At 45.3% G+C, this 13,917-nt stretch carries 14 protein-coding genes; all 14 read left to right on the forward strand.

Annotated elements, in window-relative coordinates:
• Window positions 1–32: 32 nt before the first annotated feature.
• The 14 genes from ACED59_RS04725 (at window position 33) to cheY (ending at window position 13,817) form a co-directional block, all read left to right on the forward strand.
• Window positions 33–2,135, forward strand: a complete 2,103-nt coding sequence (locus ACED59_RS04725; protein WP_017099173.1) for a flagellar hook-length control protein FliK — start codon at window positions 33–35, stop codon at window positions 2,133–2,135.
• Between the two features lie 110 nt (window positions 2,136–2,245).
• The gene (fliL, locus tag ACED59_RS04730) at window positions 2,246–2,734 is read left to right on the forward strand and encodes a flagellar basal body-associated protein FliL (protein ID WP_009848547.1); all 489 of its coding nucleotides are present in this window, start codon (window positions 2,246–2,248) and stop codon (window positions 2,732–2,734) included.
• A 7-nt stretch (window positions 2,735–2,741) separates the two neighbouring features.
• Window positions 2,742–3,785 carry a flagellar motor switch protein FliM gene (fliM, locus tag ACED59_RS04735; protein WP_009848546.1) on the forward strand — a complete coding sequence of 348 codons (1,044 nt, stop codon included), beginning with the start codon at window positions 2,742–2,744 and terminating at the stop codon, window positions 3,783–3,785.
• Between the two features lie 29 nt (window positions 3,786–3,814).
• Entirely contained in the window at window positions 3,815–4,225 is a 411-nt protein-coding gene (gene fliN, locus ACED59_RS04740; RefSeq protein WP_004739851.1) for a flagellar motor switch protein FliN, read from the forward strand.
• Window positions 4,225–4,665, forward strand: coding sequence for a flagellar biosynthetic protein FliO (fliO, locus tag ACED59_RS04745; protein ID WP_009848545.1), 441 nt, complete (start codon window positions 4,225–4,227; stop codon window positions 4,663–4,665). Before fliN ends, fliO begins: the two co-directional genes overlap by 1 nt.
• Complete coding sequence (gene fliP, locus ACED59_RS04750) at window positions 4,652–5,581, forward strand: flagellar type III secretion system pore protein FliP (protein ID WP_009848544.1); 930 nt, start codon at window positions 4,652–4,654, stop codon at window positions 5,579–5,581. Before fliO ends, fliP begins: the two co-directional genes overlap by 14 nt.
• Before the next feature lie 11 nt (window positions 5,582–5,592).
• The gene (gene fliQ / locus ACED59_RS04755) at window positions 5,593–5,862 is read left to right on the forward strand and encodes a flagellar biosynthesis protein FliQ (RefSeq protein ID WP_009848543.1); all 270 of its coding nucleotides are present in this window, start codon (window positions 5,593–5,595) and stop codon (window positions 5,860–5,862) included.
• A gap of 6 nt (window positions 5,863–5,868) precedes the next feature.
• Window positions 5,869–6,651 carry a flagellar biosynthetic protein FliR gene (gene fliR / locus ACED59_RS04760; RefSeq protein WP_009848542.1) on the forward strand — a complete coding sequence of 261 codons (783 nt, stop codon included), beginning with the start codon at window positions 5,869–5,871 and terminating at the stop codon, window positions 6,649–6,651.
• A gap of 9 nt (window positions 6,652–6,660) precedes the next feature.
• Complete coding sequence (gene flhB / locus ACED59_RS04765; protein ID WP_017099175.1) at window positions 6,661–7,791, forward strand: flagellar biosynthesis protein FlhB; 1,131 nt, start codon at window positions 6,661–6,663, stop codon at window positions 7,789–7,791.
• A gap of 345 nt (window positions 7,792–8,136) precedes the next feature.
• The gene (gene flhA, locus ACED59_RS04770; protein WP_009848540.1) at window positions 8,137–10,239 is read left to right on the forward strand and encodes a flagellar biosynthesis protein FlhA; all 2,103 of its coding nucleotides are present in this window, start codon (window positions 8,137–8,139) and stop codon (window positions 10,237–10,239) included.
• A gap of 27 nt (window positions 10,240–10,266) precedes the next feature.
• On the forward strand, window positions 10,267–11,778 hold the full coding sequence (gene flhF / locus ACED59_RS04775) for a flagellar biosynthesis protein FlhF (protein ID WP_017099176.1): 1,512 nt from the start codon (window positions 10,267–10,269) through the stop codon (window positions 11,776–11,778).
• 13 nt (window positions 11,779–11,791) lie between these two features.
• Entirely contained in the window at window positions 11,792–12,679 is an 888-nt protein-coding gene (locus ACED59_RS04780; protein ID WP_009848538.1) for a MinD/ParA family protein, read from the forward strand.
• The gene (locus ACED59_RS04785; protein ID WP_009848537.1) at window positions 12,672–13,406 is read left to right on the forward strand and encodes an RNA polymerase sigma factor FliA; all 735 of its coding nucleotides are present in this window, start codon (window positions 12,672–12,674) and stop codon (window positions 13,404–13,406) included. Before ACED59_RS04780 ends, ACED59_RS04785 begins: the two co-directional genes overlap by 8 nt.
• Window positions 13,407–13,448: 42 nt before the next feature.
• The gene (gene cheY / locus ACED59_RS04790) at window positions 13,449–13,817 is read left to right on the forward strand and encodes a chemotaxis response regulator CheY (RefSeq protein WP_012603445.1); all 369 of its coding nucleotides are present in this window, start codon (window positions 13,449–13,451) and stop codon (window positions 13,815–13,817) included.
• The last annotated feature ends 100 nt before the right edge of the window (window positions 13,818–13,917 follow it).

Raw genomic sequence — 13,917 nt, forward strand, 5'->3', positions numbered from 1 at the left:
GGCAGCAAAGCTAGTAGATAGAGCTTGTATATATGAATGTTAGTCTTTCCTCAAATTCAGCGACCAACAAAACGTCATCGTTGTTGGACTCCGGTTCTGCCTCTTCAAAGGTAGAAGAAACTGGAGACTCTAAAGGTTTCTTTGAGTCTTTCAAAGAAGCACTAGGCTTTGAAGAAAGTGACAGTAAAGTCGCAGCAAAAGACACAGAAAGCACCGCGAAACCTGATGCTAAACAGGCCTCTACCGAAGGTGAAGCGTCAGCCGAAGCGAACAAAGGTGATTCAGCTGAATCAAAGGCTACTGACGAAGTAAGCGAAGCGCAAAGCAAGCAAGCAGCTTCAGAAGTAGAAGGCGAGAAAGCTGCTGAGGAAACATCTGCAGAGGCTGTGTCTGGAACTGAGGCTAAGCTCAAAGCCAATTCGGGCACTGATAGCACTGTCGCTGATAAGGCGGATGGTAAAGATGCGCAGGTTACGACGAATGATTCTAAAGAACAGGTTGCTCAATCCCAAACTCAGGGTACATCAGCTGTAGATGGCTCTACGCAAGCATCGCAAGCTAATGCAGCGATGAATGAAGGCAATAAATTGCTTGGTCAATTGGATGAGGCAAACAAAACTCTAAATCAAGCGCCAAACGGCAAAGGCTTGCCTCAGCAAGGTCAGGTAGATAACGCCCAAGGTAATATCTCCGGTGCTTCAGTTGCAGTAGCCTCCGTTACGGATGAGGCGAGACAACAAACGAATGCAGCAATCCAAGAGAATAGTCTTGAGGTGGATTCTGAAATCGCTGTTCTTACCGGAGGTAAGGGTGTGTCTCAGCTGACTGATGATGAAATCCGACAGTTGATGGATAAAGGCGTCACTCCAGAACAAATTGAAGCCAGTATGAACCGAGAGCTGAGTCAAAAGAATGCGGCTAGCGCCGCGGTGGCCGAACAGAGCCAAGCGATCTCAGCTGCGGATATTGAACTCGCCAAGCAGGTTGATGCCCATACCAAAGCACTAAAACAATTGAATGGACAAATCGAATCAGAACAGTCTGTTGTCGATAGCTTGCTTAAGAAGCAACAAAGTGGTGCTAAGTTGACGGTTGATGAGCAAGCCGCTTTGGCTAAAGCGACCTCTAACTTAGACCTGTTGAATCAACAGCTCACTAACGTTCAACAACAAGCAACGGCTTTGCTAAATCAAGCTCCGGCTGTGAACAGCGCGTCTGGTGACCCCGCTGCTATTGATTGGGATAATACGGATTCAAGCGAAACTAAAGCTTTAGCTGCGGCGGCATCAACAGCAGCTGTAGCGACGGCTGCACAACAAGTGTCAGCGCAGGCCGCTTCTCAATCAACAAACAATGCTCTTACGGATAAGGCAGCAATGCTGCACGCCAACAATGCACATGCAGCCGCTCAACAAGCTAATGTTGCTTCACCTCAGCAGCAAGCAACGTTGGATCCAGCTTTAACCGCGCAAGGGATCGCGATGAATGCAGCGCCAGTCACTACAAAAGCAGGCTCTACTGATGCGCTTCTTAAAGCGGGCGCAGGTGCCGCGGCATTGTCTGGTTTGGGCAAAGCCGGTGCTAAAGAAGATTCTAAAGATTCGACCTTTGCTCAGCAGATAGCCTCGGCCGCTGGCGCACAAGGTACAGCTACGGTGGGTTCAGCACCTACGCGAGCTGAAATTCAAGCGGCGCAACAGGCTCCTTTGCAACTCACTAAAGAGTTAGCGAACGACCAGGTGGCGGAAAAAGTCCAAATGATGATGTCTAAGAATCTTAAGAACTTGGATATCCGTCTTGACCCACCAGAGTTGGGGCAGATGAAAATTCGCATGACCATGAATAATGATGTGGCGAACGTGCACTTTACTGTCGGTAGCCAACAAGCGAGAGAGGTTATTGAACAAACTTTACCTCGTTTGAGGGAGATGCTCGCTCAGCAAGGGATGCAGCTTGCTGAGTCTTCAGTTCAGCAACAGAATACTGGTCAGGGGCAAGACAGGTACAATAATGGCGAGCAACAATCAGGCTCTAACCGTATAAATGATGGTCAAGGTGATGAAAACCTTGATAGCAACAGCAATCTTGAATTGAATGTCACGTCAAAGCGTGATGGAATTAGTTATTATGCCTAGTATCAGGCTAAAACACTTAGCTAATAGAAAGAACCGTTAGTTTATAGAAGAACAGTTAGTTAATAGAAAGTACCGTTAGTTAATAGAAGAACAGGAAGTTAGAGCTGAATATGGCAGAAGAACAAGAAACACCGAAAGGAAAGAGTAAGCTCCTCATTATCGCTATCGCGGTTGTTGTGCTGTTACTTGGAGGTGGTGGTGCCGCATTTTTCTTAATGGGTTCCGATGATAAGGCTGAGGGTGCTGGGTCGTCAGCTGAGGTTCAACTCATGGGTGCCGATCCAGTGGTCTATGTTAATGTGCCTCAAGCTTTCTTATTTAACGTTACGGGCGATAAGAAAGATCGCTTAGTTCAGATAAAAGTACAGCTGATGGTACGTGGTATGAAGAATGAAGTTCTCGCTCGATACCACTCTCCACTTGTTGAAAGCGCACTACTTGCCACATTCGCTTCGGCGACGGTCGATCAATTACGATCTCCTGCCGGGAGAGTTGAACTGCGGAACAAGGCGACTGAAGATATTAAAGCAAGCTTAACTCAAGCTGTTGGCCAGCCGGTAATTGAAAAAGTGTTATTCACTGACTTTGTAATTCAATAGGTAATATGTGACCGATTTATTAAGCCAAGACGAAATTGATGCGCTATTACATGGCGTTGATGATGTTGAAGACGTTGAAGATGTCTTAGAAACCGAAAGTGACAATACGGTCAATTTTGATTTCTCATCACAAGATCGAATCGTTCGTGGTCGAATGCCGACCCTTGAACTTATTAACGAGCGTTTCGCACGCCATATGCGTATTAGCTTGTTTAATATGTTGCGTAAGACGGCTGAAGTGTCGATCAACGGCGTACAGATGATGAAATTTGGTGAGTACCAGAACACACTCTATGTACCCACAAGTTTAAACATGGTTCGCTTCCGCCCGTTAAAAGGTACTGCGCTAATTACGATGGAAGCTCGGCTAGTTTTCATTCTCGTAGAGAACTTTTTTGGTGGTGATGGTCGTTTTCATGCCAAGATTGAAGGTCGCGAATTTACACCAACAGAAAGACGAATTATTCAGTTACTACTGAAAATTGTTTTTGAAGATTACAAAGAAGCTTGGTCTCCCGTTATGGGCGTTGAGTTTGAATACTTGGACTCTGAAGTAAACCCAAGTATGGCTAACATTGTGAGTCCAACCGAAGTGATTGTTGTGAGTTCATTTCACATTGAAGTCGATGGCGGCGGCGGTGATTTCCATGTGGTTATGCCTTACTCAATGGTTGAGCCGATTCGTGAACTGCTGGATGCTGGTGTCCAATCAGATAAAATGGAAACCGACGTTCGTTGGAGTTCAGCATTGCGTGATGAAATCATGGATGTGCCAGTCAACTTCCGTGTCAATTTGCTCGAGCAAGATATCTCTTTGCGTGATTTGATGGAACTTCGTCCTGGGGATGTTATCCCGATGAATATGCCTGAGCATGCAACCATGTTTGTTGAAGAACTGCCGACCTATCGTGTTAAAATGGGCCGTTCCGGAGAGAAGCTCGCGGTACAGATTTCTGAAAAAATTGAAAGACCTCATGTGGTCAAAACCGATCTCGCCTTTCTTGGCAAAGACTTAATGTCTGAGTTGGAAAATAGCGAAGATGAAGAATAGCAAAGTAGATAAAAGTATAGGAATTGGTAATGGAACCTAGTGAAGATCAAAAGCTAGCAGACGAATGGGCTGCAGCACTTGGTGAAGACCCTTCAGCACCGTCAATCGATGTTGATGATGTTCTCGCGGCACCACTTGATGAGTTAACCGACTCATCGTCTCCAATTTCAGAAGATGAGCGTCGTAAGCTGGATACCATTATGGATATCCCAGTGACTATCTCAATGGAAGTCGGCCGCTCTCAAATTAGTATCCGTAACTTACTTCAATTGAACCAAGGTTCGGTTGTTGAGCTAGATAGAATTGCTGGTGAGTCACTTGACGTGATGGTTAACGGCACTCTGATTGCTCATGGAGAAGTGGTTGTGGTGAATGACAAATTTGGTATTCGTTTGACAGACGTTATTAGTCAAACAGAACGAATTAAGAAGTTGCGTTAATGGGCTTCTTGTCTCAAAGACTGGCGGGCTCTTCTCTCGGAATGACAGGTTTGTCTCGTAGAGTCTTGGGAGTAGGGCTACTTGCTACTCCTTCTATTGCCTTTGCGGCAACGCCTCCTTCTCTCGATTTAGCGACCACCTTTGGGTCGCTAATTTTCGTTATAGCCTTCATTTTATTTATTGCTTGGCTACTGAAGCGAATGCAAGTGCCTGCGATGTCGAATCAACAAGGTTTGGCTATTATTAGGCAAATTCCGGTAGGCACAAAAGAACGTATCGCTATTGTACAAGCGGGTGATGAACAGTTCTTGGTAGGCATTACCACACAATCGATTCAGCTGATCTCTAAGCTCGATAAACCTCTCACTCAGGAGATGCTGGAAAAAAGTACATTTTCAAGTCAGCTTTCCCAGCTAATAAAAAAAGATGCAAACAAGTAACGGATTTTTGAATCCATTTTACTTTTGCCATGCCGGATTTTTCCGTACGGTGAAAGTGTGGTTGGTTCAGCTCATCATATTCTGCTCTCTCGTATTTAGCGTGTCAGTATTTGCACAGGTTGAAGATGGCACTGTCATTCCTGCGAATACCGCTGGATCTGAGTCGGTCACCATCAGTACGATGCAGCAAGATCAAGCCAAATCGAAGACTATGACCACTGGTAGCTTAACCGGTAATGGTGGCGGCATACCTGCATTTACCATGACCACCAATGCCAATGGCGGTGAAGACTACTCGATTAACCTGCAAATTCTTGCGTTAATGACCATGCTTGGCTTCTTGCCGGCGATGGTTATTTTGATGACATCGTTCACCCGCATTGTGGTTGTGATGTCTATTTTGCGTCAGGCAATGGGTCTCCAACAAACACCTTCAAACCAAGTGATTATTGGCATTGCGATATTTCTGACCTTCTTCATCATGTCGCCAGTAATCAGTCAGGTCAATGAACAAGCTGTTCAGCCTTATTTGAATGAACAGATATCAGCGCGACAGGCGTTTGATGTTGCCCAAGGGCCGATTAAGTCTTTTATGCTTAAACAGACTCGAATCAAAGATCTTGAAACTTTTGTTGAGATATCCGGTGCGCAAGTAACTAACCCAGAAGATGTTTCAATGGCGGTTCTGATTCCTGCGTTTATCACGTCTGAATTGAAAACAGCTTTCCAGATAGGCTTTATGTTGTTCTTGCCGTTCCTAATTATCGACTTGGTGGTGGCATCAGTTTTGATGGCCATGGGTATGATGATGTTGTCACCAATGATTGTATCGTTGCCGTTTAAGTTGATGTTGTTCGTCCTTGTTGATGGTTGGAATTTGATACTCTCCACACTCGCCGGCAGTTTTGCCTTGTAGCTGGGGGAAGCATGAATCCTGAAATATTCGTAGATTTGTTCCAAGATGCCCTTTGGATGGTACTAATTATGGTGTGCGCCATAATTATTCCTAGCCTGCTGATTGGTTTGGTTGTGGCTGTTTTCCAAGCGGCTACTTCGATCAATGAACAAACTTTAAGTTTCCTACCACGTTTGATCGTGACGTTATTAGCGTTGATGATGTTTGCGCATTGGATGACCCAAATGATGATGGAGTTCTTTTTCGAACTCATCGAACGCTTGCCACAAGTTCTTTACTAAACCGATATGGAATACCCAACGAGCCTTGTACTAGAGTGGTTAGCCAATTATTTTTGGCCCTACACTCGCATCTCAGCCATGCTGATGGTGATGACAGTAACCGGTGCACGCTTTGTGTCGCCGCGTATTCGTCTGTATTTAGGTTTAGCGATCACCTTTGCGGTGATGCCTGCGATCCCCGCTGTTCCTAAAGAGATTGAACTGCTCTCTTTCCAAGGTTTCTTGACTGTATTTGAACAAATCGTGATTGGCGTTGCCATGGGGTTTGTCACCCAATTTATGATTCAAACTTTCGTAATGCTCGGCCAGATCTTGGGTATGCAATCAAGCTTGGGTTTCGCCTCTATGGTGGATCCGGCTAACGGGCAAAACACGCCAGTACTGGGCCAATTGTTTATGTTGCTAGCGACCATGTTTTTTTTGGAGACTGACGGTCACTTGAAAATGCTGCAGCTGGTGGTGTTCAGCTTTAAGACTTTACCCATTGGCAGTGGAAGTTTGACCTCTGTTGATTATAGAGAGCTTGCTCTGTGGTTGGGTATCATGTTCAAAACAGCATTAGCAATGTCATTGTCTGGTATTATTGCGCTGCTGACGATTAACCTTTCGTTTGGTGTAATGACGCGTGCGGCGCCTCAACTAAATATCTTTTCTTTGGGTTTCTCATTTGCGCTACTCGTGGGCCTATTGCTTTGTTGGTATATCCTTGGCGGCTTGTTTAGTCACTATGAGTTATTCTGGATACAAACCGAACAACAGATATGTCGTCTAATCAGGTTAGAGTGCTAGGAGACTAAAATGGCAGAGTCAGACGGTCAAGAACGCACGGAAGACGCCACGCCCAAACGCTTGCAACAGGCCAAAGATAAAGGGCAGGTTGCAAGGTCAAAAGAGTTAGCGTCGGCGTCGGTACTTATTGTTGGTGCGATTGCTTTAATGTGGTTTGGTGAATCGATGGCGAAAGCTTTGTTCGAAACAATGCAACGTCTGTTTTCTCTGAGTCGGGAAGAAGTTTTTGATACCACAAAACTTCTCGAAATTGCGGGTGGCGCATTAGTGAACCTGTTGTTCCCGCTGTTCTTAATCCTGATAACCTTATTTGTTGCAGCCGTCATTGGTGCGGCGGGTGTCGGGGGGATTAATTTCTCTATGCAGGCGGCGATGCCTAAGGCGTCTAAGCTAAACCCACTCAGTGGTATTAAGCGTATGTTTGGCCTGCAGAGTTGGGTTGAACTGTTGAAATCTATCTTGAAAGTGGCACTTGTTTCGGGAATGGCCATCTATCTTATTCAAGCTTCTCAACACGATTTAATGCAACTGAGCATGGAGGTATACCCACAGAATATCTTCCACGCTTTAGATATCTTGCTCAATTTTATTCTACTGATCAGCTGCTCTTTGCTTATCGTGGTGGCGATTGATATCCCGTTCCAGATTTGGCAACACGCCGATCAGCTGAAGATGACCAAACAAGAAATTAAAGATGAGCACAAAGATACTGAAGGTAAACCTGAAGTTAAGGGCCGCATTCGTATGTTGCAAAGAGAAGCAGCCCAGCGCCGTATGATGGCTGACGTACCTCAAGCGGATGTGATAGTGACCAACCCGGAGCACTTCTCGGTGGCTCTACGCTATAAGCAGAATCAAGACAAAGCCCCCGTTGTAGTGGCTAAAGGTGTTGATCATATGGCAATGAAGATTCGTGAAATTGCACGTGAAAATGACATCTATATTGTTCCTGCGCCACCATTGGCTAGGGCGCTTTATCACACTACCGAGTTAGAACAACAAATTCCTGACGGTCTGTTTACAGCGGTTGCTCAAGTTCTTGCATATGTATTTCAGCTGAAACAGTACCGAAAACGAGGCGGAGAGAGGCCAAAACTCCAAGATTCTAATATGCCGATCCCACCTGATTTACGACATTAGATCAATTGCTTGAGCTCTGCTTGATGAACCCTGATAATAGCGGGCTAGCTAATCCTCTTTTTAAAGAGGCGATGGCAATAATTTGACGAAAAGTGTTGGTACAGTGTTTGCTATATCAACCCCGAATATTATAAGCCGATCATTAATAACCTTAGCATTGTAAATCTGAGTATTATAAGCCCAGTCATTATAAATCCTAGCGTTATAAATCCCGAGCATATAAAGCTTAGTATTATAAACCTGTGCATTTGAACCTATGCACTATAAACCATAGCAACATAGCTTAGACCTGAGCCTCAAATAGCTTAGTGAGATGGCTACAACATAGCGAAACTGTCTAGACTTATGAAATTCTCCCTGCCTTTTGCGGACAAGCTGCCTAAAATCCCTAATCGTGCGATGCCTGCAATTGGCGCACCCGTTATGGTACTTGCGACGCTCGCTATGGTGGTGTTGCCAATACCAGCCTTCTTGTTGGACATGTTCTTCACTTTCAACATTGCACTGTCCATGGTTGTGTTACTGGTTTCGGTTTATACCCGCAGGCCTTTGGACTTCGCTGCATTCCCGACCGTACTTTTGATTGCGACTCTACTTCGATTAGCTTTGAACGTTGCTTCGACGCGTGTGGTATTGCTTCATGGTCACGAAGGTGGTGACGCGGCCGGTAACGTTATCGAAGCCTTCGGTAACGTGGTTATCGGCGGCAACTACGCGGTAGGTCTAGTGGTGTTCTTGATTTTGATGATCATCAACTTCATGGTTGTAACCAAAGGTGCGGGTCGTATTTCGGAAGTAAGTGCGCGTTTCACCCTAGATGCCCTACCAGGTAAACAGATGGCAATCGATGCCGACTTGAATGCGGGTTTGATCGACCAAGATCAGGCTCGTACTCGACGTTTTGAAGTGACCAAAGAGGCTGACTTTTACGGCTCGATGGACGGTGCATCTAAGTTTGTTAAAGGCGATGCAATAGCCGGTATCTTGATATTGTTCATCAACATCATTGGCGGCTTGAGTATCGGTATGGCTCAGTTTGACCTTGGTTTTGGTGAAGCCATCGAAATCTACACGCTACTGACTATCGGTGATGGTCTGGTTGCACAAATTCCATCGCTGTTACTTTCTATTGCTGCGGCGATGATGGTAACGCGTCAAAATACTGATGAAGACATGGGCGAACAACTTGTCTTCCAAATGTTCGATAATCCTAAAGCCCTAATGATCACCGCTGCTATCCTCGGCATCATGGGTATTGTTCCTGGTATGCCACATTTCTCCTTCTTGAGCCTTGCTGTGGTTGCTGGGGCTGGGGCTTACTTTATCGATAAAAAGAACAAGGCAAAGGTAGAAGAGAAAAATCTACCTGCAACCGCTAATGCCAATGGTGATAAGCCCGCATCGCAAAAAGAACTGTCTTGGGATGATGTTCAACCGGTAGATATTATTGGTCTCGAAGTGGGGTACCGCTTGATTCCTTTGGTCGATAGAGACCAAGGTGGTGAATTGCTTGAGCGCGTGAAAGGTGTACGGAAAAAGCTGTCTCAAGATTTTGGTTTCTTGATTCCAGCAGTACACATTCGCGATAATCTGGAACTGACACCAAATAGCTATCGAATTACCCTGATGGGGGTAGCGGTTGGTGAGGCTGAGATCAAGCCGGACATGGAGCTCGCGATTAACCCTGGCCAAGTCTATGGGATGATAGATGGAGAGCCGACGATTGACCCTGCCTTTGGCCTTGAAGCCGTCTGGATTCGTGAAGAGCAGCGTGAACACGCACAAGCCTTAGGTTATACGGTTGTAGACTCTTCAACCGTACTTGCCACACACCTTAGCCAGCAATTAACGAATAACGCTTCACAGTTGATTGGCCACGAAGAAGTTCAAAACTTACTTGAGATGCTTAGCCGATCAACACCTAAGCTGGTGGAAGGTTTTGTACCGGATCAATTACAGCTTGGTGTGGTTGTGAAAGTTCTGCAAAACCTTCTGAATGAAGCGATTCCAATTCGTGATATTCGAACCATTGTCCAAACTTTGTCGGAGTACTCTTCTAAGAGTCAAGAACCTGACATATTAACTGCAGCTGTTCGTATCTCACTAAAACGACTAATTGTTCAAGAAATCAATGGTATAGAGCCAGAATTACCAGTTATAACCTTAATTCCCGAGTTGGAACAAATCTTGCATCAAACCATGCAGGCATCCGGCGGAGAATCTGCTGGTATTGAACCTGGTTTAGCCGAACGTTTACAGACCTCACTCAGTAACGCGACACAAGAGCAAGAACTGAAAGGTGAGCCAGCGGTATTATTGACCTCTGGTGTTTTACGTTCGACTCTGGCTAAGTTCGTGAAAAACACGATCCCAAGCTTGAGAGTATTATCTTACCAAGAGATACCAGACGAAAAGCAGATACGCATAGTACAAGCTGTTGGTAATTAAGCCGCCTAATTAGAACGGACGATCGAATTGAAAATTAAACGATTTTTTGCAAAAGATATGCGAACAGCTCTGCTCCAAGTTAAAGAAGAACTTGGCTCAGAAGCGGTGATCATGTCTAACAAAAAGGTCGCAGGTGGTGTGGAAATTGTTGCCGCTATTGATGGCGATTCCAGCCCGTCGACAGCAAGTCCCAGACTCAATAAACCTCAGCAGCCTACGCAAAGCCAGTACACTCAAATGTCTGAGCCCAAATTGCCAACTGGGCGTCGTCAATTAGATGATGACAAGGTTAGCATCCAGCCAAATGCAGAAGGTGGACGCTCAATGACCAAGCGCTTTGCGAATATGCTAAAGCAATACAGTCATGGCGCCGACGATGAGCAACAACATCGCGCTGAAAACGAAGACTCGTTATCAGCATTGCTCAATCGCCAGTCAAGTAACGGTCATCAACCTCAGAGTAGCCAGCATTCTAGCGGCAGCCTTGACTCGGCCTTTGCTCGTGAAACGGGTTTATCTAAATTGATTGCCGAAGATCGCAGAGTAGAACGTCCAGCACCTCGCTTAGATCCTACCCGTTATGATCGTGGTCGAGAGAACACTCAATTCAAAGGTTCAGATACTGAAATGGAAACGATGCGCGACGAGATGACTTCAATTCGTCGTTTGTTAGAGCATCAAGTATCTGGGCTCATGTGGCAAGAAGTCGAACGTCGCGAACCTTTGCGAGCGATGCTTATCAAGCGCCTAGAACGTATGGGTGTTTCGGCAGAACTCGCCGATCAAATGGCCTGTTACATTCCAGAAGACACAAAACCAGCACGAGCATGGAAAGCCTTGCTTGCTCTGGTCGCTGATCAAATCTCAGTAACACAAAAAGATATTTTAAAACGCGGCGGTATTGTGGCCTTACTTGGCCCGACTGGCGTAGGTAAAACAACAACCGTTGCTAAGCTCGCAGCCCGTGCTGCAATGGAGTACGGTGCAGACAACGTTGCTCTTGTGACAACAGACACATATCGCATAGGTGCACATGAGCAGTTATCGATTTATGGTCGAATTATGGGTTGTCCTGTAAGAGTTGCTAAAGATTCTAGTGAATTGGCCGATGTAATATATCAGTTACGTAATCGTCGCCTGATTCTAGTCGATACTGCCGGTATGGGGCAGCGAGATGTTCGCCTATCTGAGCAGTTAGACACATTGATGCAAGAGAGTGGTTCCGTTATCAATAGTTACCTTGTGTTACCCGCAACCGCGCAACGCAAAGTACTACAAGAAACCATTGAACACTTTAGAAGAATCCCGCTGTCGGGATGTATCCTGACGAAGCTGGACGAATCGCTTAGTTTGGGTGAGTTCATCAGTGTGGTAATACAAAATGCATTGCCAGTTGCTTATATAGCAAATGGTCAACGAGTTCCTGAAGATATCGTTATTGCTCAGCCAAAGTACATGATTGCTAAGGCCAATGAGTTATTAGAAAAATCGACAGAGAATGAACCTCATTACTGGAATAGCGATTCTGAAGGGCTCTAGGCGGCGGATAAATATGAATGAGAATATGATACACGATCAAGCTAGCGGCCTCCGTCGCTTAACCCAGCCTTCACTAACAAAAGTTATCGCTGTAACGGGTGGCAAGGGAGGCGTAGGTAAATCGAATGTAACGTTAGGTATGGCTATTTGTATGGCTCGCCAAGGCAAGAAAGTCATGGTACTGGATGCCGATTTAGGATTAGCTAACGTAGACATCATGCTCGGCATTCGTTCTAAACGAAATCTTGGGCATGTGTTGGCTGGCGAGTGTGAACTTAAGGATGCGATTGTCGAAGGGCCGCACGGAATTAAAATTATTCCAGCGACATCAGGCACACAAAGCATGACTGAACTTTCACACGCTCAACACGCTGGATTGATTCGTGCTTTTGGTTCGCTTGAAGACGAGATGGATATCTTATTGGTTGATACCGCAGCGGGTATATCCGATATGGTCATCAGCTTCTCAAGAGCTGCGCAGGACGTGGTTGTGGTGGTTTGTGATGAACCAACGTCGATTACTGATGCATATGCATTGATTAAGCTGTTGAGTCGAGAGCACCAAGTACAGCGATTCAAAATTGTTGCAAATATGGTCAGAAGCTACCGCGAAGGCCGAGAATTATTTGCAAAGTTGACTTTGGTCACAGAGCGCTTCTTGAATGTGAGCCTCGAACTCGTAGCATGTATTCCTTTAGATGATAAAGTACGTCAATCAGTTAAGAGACAGAAAATCGTAGTCGATGCGTTTCCTCGCTCTCCAGCTGCATTGGCAATCAGCTCTTTGGCTAATAAGGCATTGACCTGGCCAATACCAAAAACACCAAGCGGACACTTGGAGTTTTTTGTTGAAAGGCTGCTGAACCGTACTGAATTTATAGAGGAACCATTTGGTGAATAAAGCGCTTACTTACGATCAACATGCTAATCACAATAGCCAGCAGGCTTTTTTTGAGAAGTACTCTGTGTTGGTTAAGCGTATCGCTCATCATTTGTTGGGGCGATTACCGCCTAATGTATTAGTTGATGACTTGATTCAAGCCGGCATGATTGGCCTGATTGAAGCACAACAGAACTATGATGGTACCAAAGGCGCAAGCTTTGAGACGTACGCAGGTATTCGAATTCGTGGAGCAATGTTGGATGACATTCGCCGCGGGGATTGGGTCCCGAGATCGGTTCATAAAAACAATCGAGAAATCAGTAGTGCAATCGCGGAATTAGAGGGCACTCTCAATCGCGATCCCAGTGATGCTGAGGTGGCAAAGCACATGGGGCTGAGTTTAGACCAGTATCACAGTGCTTTAACTGATATTAATTGCTCAAAATTGGTAGGGATAGAAGACTTAGGTGTCTCTGATGATGTAATATCTCCGAATGAAGATTCTCAAGATAATACGCCTTTTCAAGGGGTTGCAGATGAATCATTCCGCCAAGCTTTGATCGACTCGATAAAACAACTTCCGGAAAGAGAAGGCCTCGTGCTTTCACTTTATTACGACGAAGAACTCAATTTAAAAGAGATTGGGGAAGTATTAGGTGTCAGCGAATCTCGTGTCAGCCAAATACTAAGCCAATCTATGCAGCGTTTACGCACTAAGTTAAGTGCTTGGACACAGAACGACTAACAACACTGATTTTATTCAGTGGAGGCTAATTTGAACAAAAACATGAAAATTCTCATTGTTGATGATTTTTCAACGATGCGCCGAATTGTTAAAAACCTACTTCGTGATTTAGGTTTCAACAACACTCAAGAAGCAGACGATGGCTTGACCGCGTTACCTATGCTGAAAAAAGGCGAATTTGATTTCGTGGTAACTGACTGGAACATGCCGGGTATGCAAGGTATTGATCTTCTAAAACACGTCCGTGCAGACGCTGAACTTAAGCACCTTCCAGTGCTTATGATCACAGCAGAAGCTAAGCGTGAGCAGATCATCGAAGCAGCGCAAGCGGGTGTTAATGGTTACATTGTGAAGCCGTTCACTGCCGCAACTCTAAAAGAGAAACTCGACAAGATTTTTGAGCGTTTATAAGCACTCATAATAACCTGTTTCAGGCGCTTCATAGAGAGACATTAACTTTTTTGTTTCCCGTTTACCTCTAAAGCTGAAGCGTCACAAACTATGCGGAGTA

It is taken from the genome of Vibrio sp. FF266 (assembly GCF_041439695.1).
Taxonomy (GTDB): Bacteria; Pseudomonadota; Gammaproteobacteria; order Enterobacterales; family Vibrionaceae; genus Vibrio; species Vibrio tasmaniensis_A.